The 19633-nt window shown below is 70.6% G+C and carries 14 protein-coding genes and 1 pseudogene; 6 read left to right on the plus strand and 9 right to left on the minus strand.

All coding sequences use genetic code 11. From position 1 onward, the window contains the following. Positions 1–105 precede the first annotated feature (105 nt). Entirely contained in the window at positions 106–465 is a 360-nt protein-coding gene (locus tag FDF13_RS12505) for a BlaI/MecI/CopY family transcriptional regulator (protein ID WP_137319935.1), read from the plus strand. A gap of 28 nt (positions 466–493) precedes the next feature. After that, a complete protein-coding gene (locus tag FDF13_RS12510) occupies positions 494–1387 on the plus strand; it encodes a M56 family metallopeptidase (RefSeq protein WP_137319936.1) in 894 nt (297 codons plus the stop codon). Positions 1388–1454: 67 nt separating this feature from the next. On the opposite strand, the gene FDF13_RS12515 is transcribed toward FDF13_RS12510, so the two are convergent. Continuing rightward, a complete protein-coding gene (locus FDF13_RS12515) occupies positions 1455–3578 on the minus strand; it encodes a type IIA DNA topoisomerase subunit B (RefSeq protein ID WP_137319937.1) in 2124 nt (707 codons plus the stop codon). A 131-nt stretch (positions 3579–3709) separates the two neighbouring features. On the opposite strand from FDF13_RS12515, the gene FDF13_RS12520 reads away from it, so the two are divergent. Further along, positions 3710–4582, plus strand: coding sequence for an N-acetylmuramoyl-L-alanine amidase (locus tag FDF13_RS12520; RefSeq protein WP_137319938.1), 873 nt, complete (start codon positions 3710–3712; stop codon positions 4580–4582). 16 nt (positions 4583–4598) lie between these two features. On the opposite strand, the gene FDF13_RS15365 is transcribed toward FDF13_RS12520, so the two are convergent. From FDF13_RS15365 to FDF13_RS15375, 3 genes and pseudogenes are all read right to left on the minus strand, one after another. After that, positions 4599–5006 carry an amidohydrolase family protein gene (locus FDF13_RS15365; RefSeq protein WP_254668801.1) on the minus strand — a complete coding sequence of 136 codons (408 nt, stop codon included), beginning with the start codon at positions 5004–5006 and terminating at the stop codon, positions 4599–4601. Between the two features lie 74 nt (positions 5007–5080). Further along, positions 5081–5470, minus strand: a pseudogene (locus tag FDF13_RS15370) (amidohydrolase family protein); the annotation flags it as partial. 33 nt (positions 5471–5503) lie between these two features. Beyond that, positions 5504–6229 (minus strand): amidohydrolase family protein, encoded by a 726-nt coding sequence (locus FDF13_RS15375; RefSeq protein ID WP_254668802.1) that lies wholly within the window; start codon positions 6227–6229, stop codon positions 5504–5506. Between the two features lie 110 nt (positions 6230–6339). Between FDF13_RS15375 and FDF13_RS12530 the strand changes: the two genes are divergently transcribed. Beyond that, positions 6340–7104: a VOC family protein gene (locus FDF13_RS12530; protein ID WP_137319939.1), complete on the plus strand. Its 765-nt coding sequence runs from the start codon at positions 6340–6342 to the stop codon at positions 7102–7104. Between the two features lie 198 nt (positions 7105–7302). On the opposite strand, the gene FDF13_RS12535 is transcribed toward FDF13_RS12530, so the two are convergent. Together FDF13_RS12535 and FDF13_RS12540 are read right to left on the minus strand one after the other, a co-directional pair. Continuing rightward, positions 7303–9090 carry an RNA polymerase sigma factor gene (locus FDF13_RS12535; protein ID WP_137319940.1) on the minus strand — a complete coding sequence of 596 codons (1788 nt, stop codon included), beginning with the start codon at positions 9088–9090 and terminating at the stop codon, positions 7303–7305. A 223-nt stretch (positions 9091–9313) separates the two neighbouring features. Then, the gene (locus FDF13_RS12540) at positions 9314–10462 is read right to left on the minus strand and encodes a DUF4192 family protein (protein ID WP_175406973.1); all 1149 of its coding nucleotides are present in this window, start codon (positions 10460–10462) and stop codon (positions 9314–9316) included. Between the two features lie 181 nt (positions 10463–10643). Here FDF13_RS12540 and FDF13_RS12545 point away from each other — a divergent pair, with 181 nt between their 5' ends. Next, positions 10644–11453: a spermidine synthase gene (locus FDF13_RS12545; protein ID WP_137319942.1), complete on the plus strand. Its 810-nt coding sequence runs from the start codon at positions 10644–10646 to the stop codon at positions 11451–11453. A 143-nt stretch (positions 11454–11596) separates the two neighbouring features. Further along, entirely contained in the window at positions 11597–13810 is a 2214-nt protein-coding gene (locus FDF13_RS12550; RefSeq protein WP_137319943.1) for an ATP-binding domain-containing protein, read from the plus strand. A gap of 258 nt (positions 13811–14068) precedes the next feature. Here the strand turns inward: FDF13_RS12550 and nrdR are convergent, their stop codons facing one another. The 3 genes from nrdR to dnaE all read right to left on the minus strand — a co-directional run bounded on the left by nrdR (position 14069) and on the right by dnaE (position 19507). Continuing rightward, positions 14069–14578 (minus strand): transcriptional regulator NrdR, encoded by a 510-nt coding sequence (gene nrdR / locus FDF13_RS12555; RefSeq protein WP_137319944.1) that lies wholly within the window; start codon positions 14576–14578, stop codon positions 14069–14071. Beyond that, positions 14578–15906 (minus strand): histidinol dehydrogenase, encoded by a 1329-nt coding sequence (hisD, locus tag FDF13_RS12560; RefSeq protein WP_254668803.1) that lies wholly within the window; start codon positions 15904–15906, stop codon positions 14578–14580. Before hisD ends, nrdR begins: the two co-directional genes overlap by 1 nt. 67 nt (positions 15907–15973) lie before the next feature. After that, a complete protein-coding gene (gene dnaE / locus FDF13_RS12565; protein ID WP_254668981.1) occupies positions 15974–19507 on the minus strand; it encodes a DNA polymerase III subunit alpha in 3534 nt (1177 codons plus the stop codon). Positions 19508–19633: the final 126 nt, after the last annotated feature.

Consider the following 19633-nt stretch of genomic DNA (forward strand, 5'->3'; position numbering starts at 1 on the left):
TCTCGTATGGTGGCGCGTCGGCGGTGGACCGGACTACACTGCGTGGTGGGCGCGGCCATCCGCAGACCGCGACTGCAAGCATTCTGACTGATCGGGGCGACGAGCGTGGGAACACTGGGTGAACTGGAGCGCAGCGTGATGAACGCCTTGTGGAATCACCCCGCCGGCCTCACCGCGGCCGGCCTCCGCGATGCGCTCAGCGACCGCGATCCCGCACTCACGACGGTCCACACCGTGCTCACCCGGCTCGAGAAGAAGGGCCTGGTGACCCGGGTCCGCGCCGAGCGCCCCCACCGCTACCTCACCGTGTCGAGCCGCGAGGACCACGTGGCCGAACTCATGACCGAGGTCCTCGACCAGGCCCCGGACCGCCACGCCGTGCTCGCCCGCTTCCTCGGCTCCGTGTCGGATTCCGACACGGCCTTCCTGTCCTCGCTGCTCCAGCGCCCGCTCGTCCAGCGCTGAGGACCGACGCCCGACCGGGCGGCCCGCGATGCTCATCACCGGAACCCTCCTCGCCGTGCTGGCCCTCGTGCTCGCGTGGCCGGTGCCGGTCGCGCTCGCGCGCCGCTCCCCGCTCATCGACCCGCTCTCCCGGCTCGTGCTGTGGCAGGCGGTGGGCCTCGCCGGCGGACTCTCGCTCATCGGCACCGCCGTCGTGTTCGCGACCGCTCCGATGGCCGGCTCACTCGGTGACGGACTGATCGGCCTCGCCGACCTGCAGGCGCTGTCCGTGCTCGCGTGGTGGCAGTGGCTGCTGCTCCTCGTCGCGGTGCTCCTCACCGTCCGCCTCATCGGCTCGCTCCTCGTGCAGTCCGTGCTCGTCCTCAGGCACCGGCGCAGGCACTCCGCGCTCGTCGACCTCCTCACCGAGCCTTCGGCCGAGCTGCCGAACACACGGGTGCTCACCAGCGACAGCCCGGTCGCCTACTGCCTGCCGGGCCGCGGCTCGGGCACGACGGTGGTGACGACCGGTCTGCTCGCGGTGCTCACCGATGAGCAGCGGAGGGCCGTCGTCGCGCACGAGCAGGCGCACCTCGACCTCCACCACGATCTGCTCGTGCTGCCGTTCGCGGCATGGAACCGGGCGCTGCCGTTCGTCCCGGCGACCTCGACCGCGCTCGCCGCGGTGTCCGCGCTCATCGAGTTCATGGCCGACGACCGGGCGCGTGCGAGCCTGGGCGCCGCACCGCTGGCGGAGGCCGTCGAGACCGGAGCACGCGTCCATCCCGGGGCGCACAGCACGGATCTCACCCGGGCACGGCTCGCCCGCCTCGACCGTGAGCTCCCCGCGGCGCGCACCCGCGTGCGGACGGTCAAGCTCGTCGCGGCCGCGTGCCTCGTGCTCGTCCCGACGCTCATCCTCGCCGCACCCACGCTGGCCTGATCCGGGTCGACGCGAGGCGGCTCCGGAGCGGACGGGCCGCAGCGGCCCCGGCCAGGAGCGTGACGGCTCAGGCGTCGATGCGCTCGGCGTCGAGCATCGCTGCACCGGACACGATGAATTGCTTGCGCGGTGCGACCTCGGACCCCATGAGGAGTCCGAAGGTGCGCTCAGCGGCCTCGGCGTCGCCCATGGTCACCCGGCGCAGCGAGCGCATGCCCGGTTCCATCGTCGTCTCCGCGAGCTGGTCGGCATCCATCTCGCCGAGCCCCTTGTAGCGCTGGATGGGCTCCTTGTAGGCCTTCTTCGTGCGGTCGAGCCGCTTGAGGAGGGTGTAGAGCTCCGCTTCGGAGTAGGTGTAGACGACCTCGTTGGCCTTGCCGCGGTGGACGATCTCCACCCGGTGCAGCGGCGGCACCGCCGCGAACACCCGGCCGGCCTCGACGAGCGGACGCATGTACCGGAAGAACAGCGTGAGCAGCAGGGTGCGGATGTGGGCGCCGTCGACGTCGGCGTCGGTCATGATGATGACCTTGCCGTAGCGTGCGGACTCGAGATCGAAGCTGCGCCCGGCGCCGGCGCCGATGACCTGGATCAGCGCGGAGCACTCGGCGTTGGCGAGCATGTCGCCCACCGATGCCTTCTGCACGTTGAGGATCTTGCCGCGGATCGGGAACAGCGCCTGGTGCTCGGAGTCACGGGCGGCCTTCGCGGTGCCCATCGCGGAATCGCCCTCGACGATGAACAGCTCGGAGCGGTCGAGATCGGTCTTGCGGCAATCGTAGAGCTTGGCGGGCAGCGACGAGGATTCGAGCGCGGTCTTGCGCCGCTGGTTCTCCTTGTGGGTGCGCGCCGAGATCCGCGACTTCATCTCCGCCACGACCTTCTCGAGCAGGAGGTTGACCTGCTGCTTCTCCTGCCGCTTCGAGGAGTTCAGCAGCGCACCGAGCTCCTGCTCGACGGTGCGGGCAACGATCTGGCGGACCGCGGAGGTGCCGAGCACCTCCTTCGTCTGGCCCTCGAACTGCGGTTCGGCGAGTCGCACGGTGACGACGGCGGTGAGGCCGGCGAGCACGTCGTCCTTCTCGAGCTTGTCCTTGCCGACCTTGAGGCGGCGGGCGTTCTGGTCGACGGACCTGCGCACGGTCTTGAGCAGGGACTGCTCGAAGCCGGTCATGTGCGTGCCGCCCTTGGGGGTGGCGATGATGTTGACGAAGCTCTTCACCCGGGTGTCGTAGCCCTTGCCCCAGCGCACCGCGATGTCGACGCCGACTTCGCGCGGGACCGCGGTGGACACCATGTGGCCGTCCTCGTCGAGCACCGGCACCGTCTCGGTGAAGGTGCCGGAGCCGGCCAGCCGCCACACGTCGGTCACGGCATCGTCGTGGGCGAGGTGCTCGACGAACTCCGAGATCCCGCCGGAGTACCGGAACTCCTCGGTCCGCGAGGTGATGATCTCCCCGGTCTCGTCGCGTTCGACCCCGCGCTCGTCGTGGATGGTGATGCCGAGGCCGGGCACGAGGAAGGCCGTCTGGCGGGCGCGGTCGACGAGGGTGTCGTAGGTGAAGTGGGCGTCCTTGAGGAAGATCTGCGGATCCGACCAGTAGCGGATCCGGGTGCCGGTGACCCCGCGCTTGGCCTTGCCGATGATCTCGAGCTCGGAAGCGGATTCGAAGAGGGTGAAGGGGTTGTCCGGGGACAGCACGCCGCCGGAGTCGTCGAAGCGGCCGGGGGCACCGCGCTTGAAGGACATCCGGTGGACCTTGGAGCCGCGGGTGACCTCGACGTCGAGCCGGGCGGAGAGCGCATTGACGACGGAGGCTCCGACGCCGTGGAGACCGCCGACCGCGGCGTAGGAGCCGCCGCCGAACTTGCCGCCGGCATGGAGCTTCGTCATCACGACCTCGACGCCGGTGAGACCGGTCTTGGGTTCGATGTCGACGGGGATGCCGCGCCCGGTGTCGGAGACGGTGACGGAGCCGTCGGCGTGCAGCGTGATCTCGATGTGATCGCCGTGGCCGGCGAGCGCCTCGTCGACGGAGTTGTCGATGATCTCCCACAGGCAGTGCATGAGGCCGCGGGAGTCGGTGGTGCCGATGTACATGCCCGGCCGCTTGCGGACGGCGTCCAGTCCGGACAGGACGGACAGCTGTCGTGCACCGTAGTCCTCGGTCTTCGCTCCTCTGGCTGCCACGCAGGTTCCTTCCGCTCGATCGACGGCCCCCAGTCTACGAGTCCGCACCGCCCGCACCCGGTTGCCATGCCGCTGCCCCGGCGACGTTTCGGGTGCGTGCCGGGTGGGGGCCTCCGGGCGAGGGCGCCCGGATGCCGGGGAGGTGCCGGGTGGGATACTGGGGCACATGTCACGCAGCCTCTGGATCACCGGCCTCCTCGCGAGCACGATGCTGCTCGCCGGCTGCTCGGGAGCGGGGCCGGCGGAGAATCCGTCCACCGGCACGGTGGGGAGCCCGGCGGAGGGCACCTCGGCGGCGGCCACCCCGGTGCCCACCGAGACCCCGACGCCGACCCCCTGTCGAGGAGCCCCTCACCGGGTTCGTCGTCGCCGTCGATCCGGGTCACAACGGCGGCAACGCCGCGCACCCGGCGGAGGTCACCGCGCCGGTGCCGGACGGGCGCGGCGGCATCAAGGCGTGCAATACGACGGGGACGGCCTCGGCCACCGACTATCCCGAGCACGCATTCAACTGGGAGGTGGCCGCAGCGGTGCGCGAGCGCCTCGAGGACCTCGGCGCCGAGGTGGTGCTCTCCCGGGAGGACGACGAGGGCGTGGGTCCGTGCGTCGACGAGCGCGGGCAGTTCGCCGGGGACGCGGGCGCGGATGTGCTCGTGAGCATCCACGCGAACGGGACCGAGGACACCTCGGCGGCCGGGTTCCACATGATCGTCGTCGAGGACTCGCCGCACGCGGGCGTCGCCGAGCCCTCCCGCACGCTCGCCGAGGACATGGTCGAGGCCTTCGGCGCGGCCGACCTCGCCCCCAACCCCGCCTACGGCGACGACGGGATCGTCGCCCGGACGGACATCGCCGGGCTCAACCACGCGAAGGTGCCCGCGGTGCTCGTCGAGTGCGGGGAGATGCGCAACCCGGACGAGGCGGCGCTCATGGAGAGCGCCGCGGGCCGCGAGCGCTATGCCGCGGCGATCGTCGCCGGGGTGCAGGAGTTCCTCGAGGACTGAGCCGGAAGGATGCGTGTCAGCTGCGGATCGCGCCGTCGTCGTAGCGGATCTCGCCGCCGACCACCGTCGCGCCGACCTGCACGTCCTTGAGCTCCTCGGCCGGGACCTGCAGGAGGTCGTCGCTGAGCACGGTGAAGTCCGCGAGCTTGCCGATCGACAGGTCGCCCTTGAGCGTGTCCTCGTGCGAGGCGTAGGCGGAGTCGACGGTGTAGGCCCGCAGCGCCTGCTCAGCGGTGATCGTCTCCGCCGGACCGAACTCCGCGCCGCCCGCGGTGCGCCGGTTGACGAAGTCGTGGATGCCGAGGATCGGGCTGCCGTCGACCATCGGGGCGTCGGAGGAGCCGGGGACGCGGATGCCGGCGTCGATGAGGGAGCGGACGCGGTAGCACAGCTGGGTGCGCTCGGGGCCGAGGGCACGGGCCATGCCGTCGCCGAGCTCGGTGATGAGCGCGGCTGCGGCACGCCGATGACGCCGAGCCGTGCGGCACGGGCGATCTGCTCGTCGGAGGCCACGCCGAAGTGCTCGATCCGGTTGCGCGGGTCGGTCCGCGGGTAGTCCCGCTGGGCGCCCTCGATGATGTCGAGGGCGTGGTCGACGGCGGCGTCGCCGATCGCGTGGGTGGCGAGCCGGAAACCCAGACGGTAGGCGCCGCGGAGGAGCTCGGTGAGCTCCTCGACGTCCCAGGCCATGTAGCCGCTCGACTCCTCGCCGTGGTAGCAGCACGTCATCGCCGCGGAGCGGCCGATGAGAGAGCCGTCGGTGAGCACCTTGACCGGGCCGATCCGCAGCCATTCGTCGCCCATCCCGGTGCGCAGGCCGAGGTCGAGGCCCTCACCGGAGGCGTCGTCGCGGCCGATGATGTGGTGCAGGGCCGTGAGGTACGGCATGACCGTGGCGCGCACGCCGAGTGCTCCGGTCTCCTACGCCGTGAGGTAGGCGTGGAGGTCGACCGGCGAGTTCCCGATGCTCGGCTCGGTGATCGAACCGATCCCCTCACGCAGCGCCTGCTCGGAGGCGGTGCGGAGATGGCGGACGATGTCGTCGACCGGCAGGGGCTTGTACACCCCGGTGATGAGGTCCATCGCTCGCTCCTGGACGAGCCCGGCAGCGGTGCGGCCGTCCTCCGTGCGCGCGACGTGCCCGCCGTCGACGTCGGGGACCTCGGAGAGCTCGGCGAATCCGGCGACCTCGAAGGCGCGGGAGTTCGCCACCCCCATGTGCCCGGACACGTGCTCGAGCCACACCGGGTTGTCCGGGGCCCGGCGGTCGAGCTCGGCGGCCAGGGGATGCGCGTCGTCGAGCTTGTTCTGGTCGTAGCCGGAGCCGTAGATCCACTCCCCCGGCTGCGCGTCGCGGGCCGCGGCGGCGACCGCGTCGTAGAGATCCTCCATCGAGGACACCGTGCTCGCCCGCAGGTCGACGCCGTTGAGGCGCTGCCCGCGCATGGAGAGGTGGTGGTGGACGTCATTGAAGGCGGGCACCGCCGGGGCGCCGCCGAGGTCGTAGGTCCGGTGCGCCGGGAGCCGGGTGACGTCGTCGTCGAGCGCACGGATGCGGCCGTCGATGACGCCGATCGAGTGCGCCTCGGGGCGTTCGGGGTCCATCGTCCGGAACCGCCCGCCGGTGAATACTGCGTCGAAATGCATGATCGTCCCTCTCCGTTCCGTGTGCTCTCCGGGGGCCGACCGACCTCCTCACTGCGCCGTAGCAAAGGCGGGGATTTGGTGATCACCGGCGGGGCCAGAAGACTGGAGGCATGACCGACACCACGATCGCCCCGAATCATCCCTGCTGGGTCGAGCTCAGCTCCCCCGACGTCGAGAGCGCACGGACCTTCTACGGTTCGCTGTTCGGATGGGAGTTCACCGAGCCGGGTCCGATGGGCTTCGGGGTCAAGGCGGTCCGCGACGGCCGGGTCGTCGCGGGGATCAGCCCGCAGCCGGCCGAGGCCCCCGCCGGACAGCCGGCGTTCTGGTCGGTGTACTTCCGGGTGGCCGAGCTCACCGATTTCCTCGCCCGCGTCGACACGGGAGGCGGGCAGGCGATGATGGCGATCCCGGAGTTCGACGGGACCGCCGGCGTCGCTCTCGTCGCGGACCCCGCGGGTACCGCGTTCGGCGTCCTCGAGTACGAGGACGACCGCGGCCTCACCGGCGTCGACGTCACGGGTGCCGCCTGCTGGTTCGAGCTCCACACGAAGGATCCCGCGGTGCACGAGTTCTACGGCGCGGTGTTCGACTGGGAGATCAGCCCGGTGAGCGACACCGACGAGTTCCGCTACTCGACGTTCGCACTGCCCGACACGGGGACCCCGCGCGGCGGGATCCTCGACACCTCGAACGTCGGGATCCCCGCGCACTGGGAGTCCTACATCCAGGTCGAGGACGCCGATGCGGTGGCCGGCCGGGTGCGTGAGCTCGGCGGTGACTGGCTCGCCGCCCCGCACGATTCCACCCACGGCCGGGTGGGCCGGTTCATCGACTCGCAGAACGCCGCGTTCACCGTCATCCAGCCGCGCTAGTCGCCCCTGTTCGGCCGACGAGCGGAGCCGTGCCGGTGAGATGGCGATGGCAGTGGGATGACAACGGCTTTGGGGTGACAACGGAAACTGCTGCGGCGGCCGGAGAATTCGCAGTCTCCGGCCGCCGCAGCAGTTCGCGTTGCACTTTCGGGGAGCGCGGTCGACGGGTCGGCTGACCTGCCCGTGCGCCGGCCCGGATCAGTCGAGGTAGTCGCGCAGCACCTGGGAGCGGGACGGGTGGCGGAGCTTCGCCATCGTCTTCGACTCGATCTGCCGGATCCGCTCGCGCGTGACGCCGTAGACCTTGCCGATCTCGTCGAGCGTCTTCGGCTGCCCGTCGTTGAGCCCGAACCGCATCGAGACCACTCCGGCTTCGCGCTCCGAGAGGGTGTCGAGCACGGAGTGGAGCTGCTCCTGGAGCAGGGTGAAGCTCACGGAGTCCGCCGGCACGACGGCCTCAGAGTCCTCGATGAGGTCACCGAACTCGGAGTCGCCGTCCTCGCCGAGCGGGGTGTGCAGGGAGATCGGTTCGCGGCCGTACTTCTGCACCTCGACGACGCGCTCGGGCGTCATGTCGAGCTCCTTGGCGAGCTCGTCCGGGGTGGGTTCGCGCCCGAGGTCCTGGAGCATCTGGCGCTGCACACGGGCGAGCTTGTTGATGACCTCGACCATGTGCACCGGGATGCGGATGGTGCGCGCCTGGTCGGCCATCGCACGGGTGATCGCCTGGCGGATCCACCAGGTGGCGTAGGTCGAGAACTTGAAGCCCTTGGTGTAGTCGAACTTCTCCACGGCGCGGATGAGGCCGAGGTTGCCCTCCTGGATGAGGTCGAGGAACAGCATGCCGCGGCCCGTGTAGCGCTTGGCCAGCGATACGACGAGGCGCAGGTTGGCCTCGAGGAGGTGGTTCTTGGCGATCCGCCCGTCGTGGATGATCCACTTGTAGTCACGGGTGTCGCGGGCCTCGGTCACGGTGCCCTCGGCGAGGAGGTGCTCGGCGTACATGCCGGCTTCGATCCGCTTGGCGAGGTCGACCTCCTCGGCGGCGTTGAGCAGCGCGACCTTGCCGATCTGCTTGAGGTAGTCCTTGACGGGGTCGGCGGTGGCGCCGGCGGAGACGACCTGCTGGGCCGGGGCATCGTCGTCGGCGTCGGAGACGACGAATCCTCCGGCCTCCTTGACGGCCTCGTTCTTCTTCTCCTCCTGGGAGTTCTTGGTCTCCGTCTCCTCCTTGGCGACGACCGCCTCGACCTCTTCGGCGGCACCGGGTTCGGGCACGGCTTCCTCGGTCGCCTTCGCTGCGGCACCGGTCGCCTTCGCGGTGGTCTTCTTCGCCGCAGGCTTGCGCGCGGTCGTCTTCTTCGCGGTCGTCTTCTTCGCCGTGGTCTTGGCGGGCGACTCGGCTGCGGCCGGCTCGTCCGCCTCCGACTGCGCGGCGGACTTCGCGGTCGTGCCCTTCGCGCCGGTGGACTTAGCGGTCGTGCTCTTCGCAGCCGTCGTCGTCTTCGCAGGTGCCCGACGGGCCGTGGTCTTCTTGGCCGGTGCCTCGGTGGCTTCAGCGGCGGTGTGCTCGGCCGGGGTCGACTTCGCGGTCGTCGCCTTCTTCGCCGCCGTCGACTTCCTGGCCGGGGTCGACTTCGCAGCAGTGGGCTTCTCGTCTCCCGTCGCTGCCGCAGCGGGCTTCTTCGCAGTCGACCTGGCAGCAGGCTTCTTCGCCGCCGTCGTCTTCGCAGCGGTGGTCTTCGCAGAGGGCTTCTTCGCCGTCGTGGACTTCGCGGTGGTCTTCTCCCCCGCGCCGGACTCTGCGGCCGTCTTCTTCGCCGTGGCCGTCTTCGCGGCGGTCGACGATTTCGCTGCCGCGGTCTTATTCGCTGTGGTGGACGCAGTACGCTTGGTCGTGGAACTCGACCGAGTGGACTTCTTAGCAGGAGCAGTCTGTGCGCTGGTTTCGGCTGCTGTGCTCGAATCCTTCTCGTCTGTCGGCACGAGTTCACCTTTCGGGGAGTCTGGCGGCGGACCACCGATGCCGTGGAGGCATCAGTAAGACCCATGTCAAGCACGTCGGCGCAGAACAGGCCCTGCACAGTCGTACGACTGGGTCAACACCCCATTCTCGCACGATATTCCGGCTCGGGCGAATCCTCGCCGGCGGCTCGCCGGGCCGGCGGACACGCCGATCCCCGGATCCGCTCCGGACCCCCGTGTCCGCTCAGCGGCCCGAAGCGGCCATCCAGCGCGGCGGCAGTCCTCGCGTCACCGCGCCGTGGACGAGCCCGGCGAGCGTATAGTCGGGGTCGAGCGCGAGGGACCGGCAGGCGTAGTGGTCGGCGAAGGAGTTGCGCGCTCGGCCCCATTCCAACCAGGCGAGCATCGCGAGGACGGCCGGACGGCTCGCCTCGTCCACAGCCGGGACCAGACAGTCGAGGTAGGCGACCGAGTACGCGGTCCGAGCGAAGTCCGGGCGCTCCGGGGACAGTCCGATCATCGACTCCGCCGCTGCGGCCGAGCGTGCGATCGGCCGCGCCCAGGCCGCGAAGGTGCCCGGCTCCAGCGCCGCGATGCGGGCGGGTGAGAAATCGGGGTGGTCGAAGCCGAGGATCATCTCGATGCAGTCCCTGCTCCACAGCTCGGCGCACATGAGTTCCATGCCGACGACCCCTCCCGGGCTCAGCACCCCGGGCACCTGGGCGACCGTCGCACGCGGATCCTCGGCGAGGTCGAGCAGCGCACGGAGGTCCGCGAGCGCAGCGTCGTAGCGGGCGGCCGCCGATGGGGCGGACGCCCGGATCCGCGCGGCGCCGGTGAGCAGCTCGGGCGGCGGGACCGGGTGGGCGGTCGCCGCGGCGAAGTCCTCGGCATGGCTGCGCCCGTCGGCGATGAGGCGCACCGCGACCTCGGTGTCGGTGGTCTCCGCCCGGCCGTAGAGCACCTCGGGGTCGTCGAGGCTGCCGCAGAAGCCGCCGCCTGCCCACAGCGGGTCGGCGACCTCGTACCCGGCCTCGGCGAGCGCGGCGCAGATGAGGAACACGGGGAGTCGGAAATGGTCGACGAGGAGTTCGCTCTCCGGTTCGCCGAGAAGGCCGAGCGCGGTGGGCACCTCGGTGCTGAACAGGATCGGGAAGACCGCCGCGGCGCCCTCGGCGTGCTCGAGCGTGGAGACGATGGCGGCGAGGTCCTCGGCGTCGAGGTGCGCGGCCTCGGAGAACCCGAAGTCGAAGCGGACGGTGAGGCCGACCTCGCCGCGGTCGCCGCTGCGGCTGCCGGTGACGAGGACGAGGGAGTCCGTGGGCGTGTAGCCCAGGATGTGGGGGACGATGCCGACGAGGTCGGTGGGCCGGGTGACGGTGTATGCACTCATGGGTGCAGTCCACTCCGCGCGGGCCGGCGGCACCATGCCGCGTGTCCGCCTGTGGATATCCGCCGCCGTGCCAGGCCGGTTGTGACCTGCGGACGCGCGTGTCTGTGACCTGCGGACGCGCTCACCTGTGACCTGACGAGGCCCGTCCCTGTGACATCGGGCGACGCGTAGGGTGGAGGACATGGGGAGGAAACGCGCCGCACACGCCGCCGCGGCCCGCGAAGTGCCGATCTCCACCGGGATCGCGCGTCTCGAGCCGGTGCCCGGGGAGCCGGATTCGTGGGTGCTGTTCGTCAACGGGGTCCCGAGCTCCTCGATCACCGTCGGCGACCCGTTGCGCCTCGATTTCGAATACCTCGACTGGATGTCCCGGGTTGTCGACACCGTCTTCGCACCGAGGACGACGCTGCGCGCCGTGCACATCGGCGCCGCGGGGTGCGCCCTGCCGCGATGGCTCGATGCCTCCCGGCCCGGCTCGCGCCAGACCGCGATCGACATCGACGCCGAGCTCGTGCGGCAGGTGCGGGAGTGGTTCGACCTGCCCCGCTCCCCCGCGCTCGCACTGCGGTGCGGCGACGGCGCCGAGGAGATCGCCACCTTCCGCGACTCCGCGGTGGGCCTCGTCGTGCGCGATGCCTTCGCCGGCGACACCACCCCGGCGGCACTCGCCGCTCCGGAGTTCTTCGCCGAGGTCGCCCGGGTCCTCGGCCCCGGCGGACTCTACCTCGCCAACATCGCCGACCGGCCCCCGCACGCCGCGCTCCGCGCGGAGCTCGGCGAGATGCGCAGCCATTTCACCCACCTCGCGCTCGTCGCCGACCCCGGGCAGCTCCGGGGCCGGCGCTACGGCAACGTCGTCGTCGCCGGGACGCAGGAGCCGATCGACGCCGTGGGCCTCGCGAAGGCCATGCGCCGCGGCCCCGCCGTGGCGTCCGTGCGCTGCGGGGACGCGCTCGACGCATTCATCGACCATGGATCGCGGGCCGGCTGAAACCCGCGGGCACCGGCTCCCACCTGGAACGCGACATGACAACGGGGTGTCCGGGCGAGGAACTCTTCTCACGATGCGAGCGCGTCGACACCGTCGACCCCCGGCGACCCGGCATAATTGATTGCCGATTGGAAAGGTGGACGGTGAGCGAACAGACAGAGATCGACCACGAGCAGCAGAACCTCGACGTGGTATATGCGCGCCTCGACGAGCTGCGGGCCGAGGCGCAGGGGAAGCTCGGCTCGGTGCGCCGCTCCCATGTGGGCGGGCACCACCAGAACCGCTCGGAGCGCGACGCCTTCGCCACGCTCTACGAGGACCAGCTCATCCGGCTCACCAACGCCGAGGAGGGTCTGTGCTTCGGTCGGATCGACTCCGCGGCCGGGGAGACGACCTACATCGGCCGGATCGGCATCTCCGACAGCGACCGCCGCCAGCTCCTCATGGACTGGCGCGCCCCCGCGAGCGAGCCGTTCTACCGCGCCACTGCGGCCGAGCCCGGCTCGATCGTGCGCCGCCGGCACATCGCCACGCGCCGCCGCACGGTGATCGGCGTCGAGGACGACGTGCTCGACCTCGACGCGCTCGACGACGCCGAGATCCGCTCGCTCCACGGCGAGGGCGCGCTCATCGCCGCCCTCGATGCCCATCGCACGGGCCGGATGAGCGACATCGTCGCGACCATCCAGTCCGAGCAGGACTCCATCATCCGCAAGCCGCTGTCCGGTGTCGTCGTGGTGCAGGGCGGGCCGGGCACCGGTAAGACGGCGGTCGCCCTGCACCGCGCCGCCTACCTCCTCTACCAGCACCGGGAGCGGATCGCGAAGTCCGGCGTCCTCCTCATCGGCCCCTCGCCGGTGTTCCTCAAGTACATCGAGCAGGTGCTGCCGTCCCTCGGGGAGACCGGCGCGGTGCTGCAGACCCCGGGCCAGCTCATGCCCGGATTCGACCTCACTGCCCGCGATCGTCCCGCCGCGGCCGCCGTCAAGGGCGATCTGCGGATGGTGCAGGTCATCGCCCGGGCGGTGAAGAACTATCAGCGGGTCCCGCAGGAGCCGCGCCGATTGCAGGTGGGGCGCCACACCCTCACCCTGACCCCGGAGATGGTGCGCACCGCCCGCGAACGGGCACGGCGCACCGGGTACCCGCACAACCGGGCGCGCACGACCTTCGTCTCCCAGGTGCTCCGGCAGCTCGCTCCGGCGCTCGCCGACTCCATGGGGATCTCCGCCGACGAGGAGCGCATGCCCGAGCTCCTCGAAGAGCTGCGCGGCGCCGCGGATGTGCGGGTGGCGATCAACCTGTGCTGGCTGCCGCTCACCCCGCTCGGCGTCCTCGACGCTCTGCTGTCCAAGCCCCACAAGCTCGTCGCGGCCGCCCACGGCCTGCTCGACTACGAGCAGATGGCGCTGCTGCGCCGGTTCAAGGGCGCCTCGCCGACGGTCGACGACGTGCCGCTGCTCGACGAGATCGCCGAGCTCATCGGCGGCTGGGCGGAGTCCGCGTCGGCCCCGCGGGCCGACACCGAGTACGCCGAGGCGGTGATCGAGATGACCGGCACCCAGGGCATGGTCTCCGCCGCGGATCTGGCCGAGCGCTACGACTCCCGCGACCCGCATCTCACCGTCGCCGAGCGCGCCGTCGAGGACCGCGAATGGACCTACGGGCACCTCGTCGTCGACGAGGCGCAGGAACTCAGCCCGATGCAGCTGCGACTGCTGTTCCGCCGGGTGCCGAGCAAGTCGGCGACACTGGTGGGCGACCTCGCGCAGGCGAGCTCAGTCGATCCCGATCGCACCTGGGCCTCGATGCTCCAGCCGCACGTCGGCGACCGCTTCGCACTCGAGCAACTCACCGTGTCGTACCGGACGCCGGGGCGCATCATGGTGCTCGCCAACCGGCTGCTGCGCGACTACTTCCCGGATCTCGCCGTGCCCTCGCCTGCCCGCGAGGGCACCTGGGAGCCGCAGATCGAGGTGCTCGGCGATGTCGCCGCGGTGTGCGCGGGACTGCCGGGCATGATCCGGGAGGAGCTCGCACTGCTCGGCGGCGGGCGGGTCGCGGTGATCGCGACGGCCGGGCACGGGGAGCTCATCGAGCACGCGCTGACCCAGGACGGCGGGGTGGACTTCGGACTCGGTCCCGCCGGCATCGACCACACCGTCGCGGTGCTCACCCCGTACGAGGCGAAGGGGCTCGAGTTCGACAGCGTCATCATCGTCGAGCCCGCCTCGATAGCCCCTGCCGGTGATCCCACGGGGATCGGCGAGCTCTACGTGGCCCTCACCCGGTCGACCTCGCGGCTGCGCGTCGTCGGGGCGGAGCCGTCCGTGCTCAGCCCGTACCTCACCCGCTGACCGCGGACGGGGCCTGCCGGGTCACCTGAGCGGGTACGTGGCCTGCCCGGTCACCCGGATCGCTGTCCCGTCCGCAGCGTGAGATTGCACGAAATTGCGGATCCGCTCTCAGGAACCTTCGGAAATTGAGGTTTGGGGGGTGGGTGAATAGAGGCCGCCGACGGCGTCGGCTTCCCCTCCGATGCCGCCGGCGGCGGGCGCGCCTGAGCGCGCAGAACTCATCCTATACCGAGAACACTCGGATTCGACAGCTCGATCTCACGAGTTCTGCTCAGGAACCTCGGAGGGAGCGGTCCCCGCAGCGGCCCCGGCGGGTTCGGCATCGCGCTCGGCGCGCAGCGAGGCGATCGCGGCCTCGAAATCCTCGAGCGACTCGAAGCCCTGGTACACGCTCGCGAAGCGGAGGAACGCCACCTGGTCGAGCTCGCGCAGCGGCTCGAGGATCGCCAGCCCCACCTCGTCGGCGTCGATCTCCGCGATCCCGCGGCTGCGGATCTTTTCCTCGACCCGCTGGGCGAGCTTCGCGAGGTCGTCCTCCCCCACCGGGCGGCCCTGGCAGGCCTTGCGCACACCGGAGATGACCTTCTGCCGGGAGAACTCCTCGGAGACCCCGGAGCGCTTGATCACCGCGAGGCTCGTGTGCTCCATCGTGGTGAAGCGCCGCATGCAGTTGGGGCACTGGCGGCGCCGTCGGATCGACGAGCCGTCCTCCGAGGTGCGGGAGTCGACGACGCGGGAATCGGGGTGGCGGCAGAACGGGCAGTGCATCAGTTCTCCTCATCCGCGGCAAAGCGCAGGCTCACCGCGGCGCCGTGGGCGGGCAGGTCCTCGTCCGCGGCGAGCGCGACGATGTGGTCGGCGACGGCGGCGAGCGCCGGGGCCGGGTAGTCGATGACCTGGCTGCCCTTGAGGAAGGACTGGATGCCGAGCGCGGAGGCGTGGGCCGCGTTCCCCATCGTCGGCAGCACGTGGTTGGAGCCGGCGCAGTAGTCGCCGAGCGCCACCGGCGAGTGGTCGCCGAGGAACACCGCTCCCCCGTTCGTCACACGCTCCGCGACGGCGCGGGGCTCGGCGACCATGAGCTGCACGTGCTCCCCGGCGTAGGCGTTGAGCACGGCGATGCCGGCATCGAGGTCCCGCACGAGCACGATCCCTGACTGCGGCCCGGCGAGCGCTTCGGCGATCCGCTCCCGGTGGGCGGCGGCGGGCACCTGTGCGGCGAGCTCGGCGGCGACCGCGTCGGCCAGCGCCTCCGAGGCGGTGACGAGCACGGAGGCCGCCTGCGGGTCGTGCTCGGCCTGGCTGATGAGGTCGGCGGCGACGAAGCGCGGGTCGGCGGTGTCGTCGGCGAGGACGATGATCTCCGTCGGACCGGCCACCGAGTCGATCCCGACCACCGAGCGGACGCTGGCCTTGGCGGCGGCGACGAAGGCGTTGCCCGGGCCGGTGATGAGGTCGACCGGTTCGAGCACCTCGCCGTCGTCGAACCCGTGGGCGAACGCGGCGACGGCCTGTGCGCCGCCCATCGCCCACACCTCCTCGACCCCGAGCATCGCGGCCGCGGCCATGACGGTGGGGTGCGGCAGCCCGGTGGACTGCGGCGGCGAAGCGATCGCGAGCGAGGCGACACCGGCGACCTGCGCCGGCACGACGTTCATCACCACGGTGGACGGGTACACCGCGAGCCCGCCGGGCACGTAGAGGCCCACCCGGTCGACCGGGAGCCAGCGGGTGGTCACGGTGCCGCCGCCGTCGAAGCTCGTCGTCACCGGGGGCCGGGCATCGGCGGCGGCGACTGCGCGCGTGCGGCGGATAGTCTCCTCGAGCGCGGCGCGGATCCGCGGGTCGAGCTCGGCGGCGGCGCGGGTGAGCTCGGCGGCCGGCACGCGCACGGTGTCGAGCGCCACCCGGTCGAAGCGCTCGGTGTACTCGAGGACGGCGGAGCGGCCGTGCTCGCGGACGGCGGCGAGCAGCGGGCCGACGGCGGCGACTGCGTCGGACAGGTCGACCTGGGCGCGCGGGACAGAGGCGCGCAGGGTGCGGCGGTCGAGTGCGGAGTCGCGGAGGTCGAGGCGATTGATCGGTGAAGTGGTCACTACCCCAGTCTACGACTCGCTACCGGCTGGTCGCCGTTCGCGCTCGAGCCCACAGCGCTGGATCGGCTCACCCGAACATCGACGGGGAGGACACCTGCAGGCACTGGGCGCCGAGGAGCGCCTTGAGGTCGCCGAACAGGCTCGGCCCCGGGGTCACCCGCACGCTCGCATCGAGCTTCATGACGATGCTGCGGCCGGGCTGGGTGAGGCTGAGCCGGACCTCGGTGGGCCCGGAGTTCGCGCGCAGGATCTCCCCGAGCTGCTCGACGAGCTCCGGGGTGCACCGCTGCACCGGCATGGTGATGTGGAGCGGCCGGTCCGCGGGGTCGGTGACGTCGGGGATCGTCATCGACTGCGCCATGAGGGAGGCCGGGCGGTCGTCGGAGCGCCGGATCCGTCCCGTCACGGTGACGACGAGGTCGGTCGCGAGCAGCGTCGCCACGGGCTCGTAGACGTCGCCGAAGAACATCACCTCGACGCTCGCCTCGAGGTCCTCGACGGTGACGATGCCGTAGGGCTTGCCGGAGTTCTTCGACACCCGGCGCTGCACCTGCGTGATCATCCCGCACACCTTCACCGAGGAGCCCTCCGGCCGGGTGTTCTCCGGGTCGACGATCTCCGCGATCGATGCCTCCGCCTCGCTCTGCAGGACGCCCTCGAGCCCGTTGAGCGGGTGGTCGGAGACGTAGAGGCCGATCATCTCCCGCTCGAACGCGAGCTTCTCCTTCTTCTCCCACTCCGGGCGGTCGGGGATCGAGACGGAGAAGCTCGTCTCGCTCGCATCGTCGCCGCCGAGCCCGGCGAACAGGTCGAACTGGCCCGCGGCCTCCTGCCGCTTGACGCCGATGACGGAGTCGACGGCCTCCTCGTGCACCTCGACGAGCGAGCGGCGGGTGTGCCCGAGCGAGTCGAACGCGCCGGACTTGATGAGCGATTCGATCGTGCGCTTGTTGCACACGTGGCTGGGCACCTTGTCGAGGAAGTCGGTGAAGGAGGTGAAGGCGCCCTTGTCCTGGCGCGCCTCGACGATGCCGTCGACCACGTTCGCCCCGACGTTGCGCACCGCGCCCATCCCGAACCGGATGTCGGTGCCGACCGGGGTGAAGTTCTGCGCGGATTCGTTGACGTCCGGCGGCAGCACGGTGATCCGCATCCGGCGGCACTCGCCGAGGTAGATCGCGAGCTTGTCCTTGTTGTCCCCGACCGAGGTCAGCAGGGCGGCCATGTACTCTGCCGGGTAGTGCGCCTTGAGGTAGGCGGTCCAGTAGGAGATCACGCCGTAGGCCGCGGAGTGGGCCTTGTTGAACGCGTAGTCGGAGAACGGCAGCAGGATGTCCCACAGCGCCTGCGCCGCGGCCTCGGAGAAGCCGCGCTCCTTCATCCCCTCGAAGAAGCCGACCTGCTGCTTGTCGAGCTCGGACTTCTTCTTCTTGCCCATCGCGCGGCGCAGGATGTCGGCCTGGCCGAGCGAGTATCCCGCGACCTTCTGCGCGATCGCCATCACCTGCTCCTGGTAGATGATGAGGCCGTAGGTCGTGTCGAGGATGTCGCGCAGCGGCTCCTCGAGCTCGGGGTGGATGGGCGTGATCGGCTGCTGGTCGTTCTTGCGCAGTGCGTAGTTCGTGTGCGACTGGGCGCCCATCGGGCCGGGCCGGTAGAGCGCGAGGGTCGCGGAGATGTCCTCGAAGTTGTCCGGCTGCATGAGGCGCAGCAGCCCCTGCAGGCCGGCGCCGTCAAGCTGGAACACCCCGAGCGTGTCGCCGCGGGCCAGCAGCTTGTAGGACTCCGCGTCGTCGAGCGCGAGCTGCTCGAGGTCGAGGTGGAAGTCGCGGTTGAGCTCGATGTTCGCGATCGCGTCGGAGATGATCGTGAGGTTGCGCAGGCCCAGGAAGTCCATCTTGATGAGCCCCAGGCCCTCGCTCGTGGGGTAGTCGAACTGGGTGATGACCTGGCCGTCCTGGAAGCGGCGCATGATCGGGATCACGTCGATGATCGGCTCCGAGGACATGATGACGCCCGCGGCGTGCACGCCCCACTGCCGCTTGAGCCCCTCGAGTCCCTTGGCGGTGGCGAAGGTCTCCTGCGCGTCCGGGTCGGAGGCGACGAACTCGCGGAACTCCCCGGCCTCGCCGTAGCGCTTGGCCTGCGGGTCCTCGATGTCGGCCAGCGGGATGTCCTTGGCCATGACCGGCGGCGGCAGCGCCTTGGTGAGCCGCTCCCCCAGCGAGAACGGCTTGCCGAGCACGCGCGCGGAGTCCTTGAGCGCCTGCTTGGTCTTGATCGTGCCGTAGGTCACGATCATCGCGACGTACTCGCTGCCGTACTTGCGGGTGACGTACTCGATGACCTCGCCGCGGCGACGATCATCGAAGTCGACGTCGAAGTCGGGCATGGAGACGCGCTCGGGATTGAGGAAGCGCTCGAAGATCAGGCCGTGCTCGAGCGGGTCGAGGTCGGTGATGCGCATCGCGTAGGCGACCATCGAGCCGGCGCCGGAGCCGCGGCCCGGGCCCACCCGGATGCCGTTGTCCTTCGACCAGTTGATGAAGTCGGCGACGACGAGGAAGTAGCCGGGGAAGCCCATCGAGATGATGACCTCGAGCTCGTAGTCCGCCTGTTTGCGCACCTCGTCGGGGATCCCGCCGGGATACCGGTAGTGGAGGCCCTTGTCGACCTCCTTGATGAGCCAGGAGGTCTCGTCCTCGCCCGGCGGGCAGGGGAACTTCGGCATGTAGTTCGCCGAGGTGTCAAAGGACACCGCGCAGCGCTCGGCGATCTCGAGGGTGTTGTCGCAGGCCTCGGGCATCTCCTTGAACAGGGCGCGCATCTCCGCCGGCGACTTGAGGTAGTAGCCGGATCCGGAGAACGCGAAGCGGCTGCCGCCCTGGTCGTAGGTCGGCTCGATGAGCTTGGAGCCGGACTGGATCGCGAGCAGCGCCTCGTGCGCCTTCGCATCCGATTCGTGCGTGTAGTGGAGGTCGTTCGTCGCGACGAGCGGGAGATCGAGCTCCTTCGCCAGCCGCAGCAGGTCCTTGATGACCCGGCGCTCGATGGACAGCCCGTGGTCCATGATCTCGCAGTAGTAATTGCCGGCGCCGAAGATGTCCTTGTACTCCGAGGCCGCGCGCAGCGCCTCGTCGTACTGGCCCAGGCGCAGGCGCGTCTGCACCTCGCTCGAGGGGCACCCGGTGGTGGCGATGAGGCCGCTCGCGTGGTTCTCGATGAGCTCCCGGTCGAGGCGGGGCCACTTGCCGAACGCGGAGTCGAGCGAGGCCACCGAGGACGCCCGGAACAGGTTCTGCATGCCGGTGTTGTTCTCCGCCAGCAACGTCATGTGGGTGTAGGCGCCGCCGCCGGACACGTCGTCGCCGCGCTGGCTCTCGTCGGTCCGCCACTTGACGCGGGTCTTGTCCCCGCGTGACGTCCCGGGGGTGACGTAGGCCTCGACGCCGATGATCGGCTTGACCCCGGCGCTCGTCGCCTGGCTCCAGAAGTCGAACGCGCCGAACAGGTACCCGTGGTCGGTGGTGGCGATGGCGGGCATCCCCATCTCCTTGGTCGCCGCCATGAGATCGCCCACGCGGGCCGCTCCGTCGAGCATCGAGTACTCGGTGTGCACGTGCAGATGTACGAAGCTGTCGCTGCTCACGGATCCCTCTTCCCGGCCTCGGATTGTGCTCGTCCCAGGGTACCGCCGATCACGGACACGGGGGTGCTCCCGACTCCC

Origin of the sequence: Brevibacterium sp. CS2 (assembly GCF_005280295.1) — a bacterium.
GTDB lineage: Bacteria > Actinomycetota > Actinomycetes > Actinomycetales > Brevibacteriaceae > Brevibacterium > Brevibacterium pityocampae.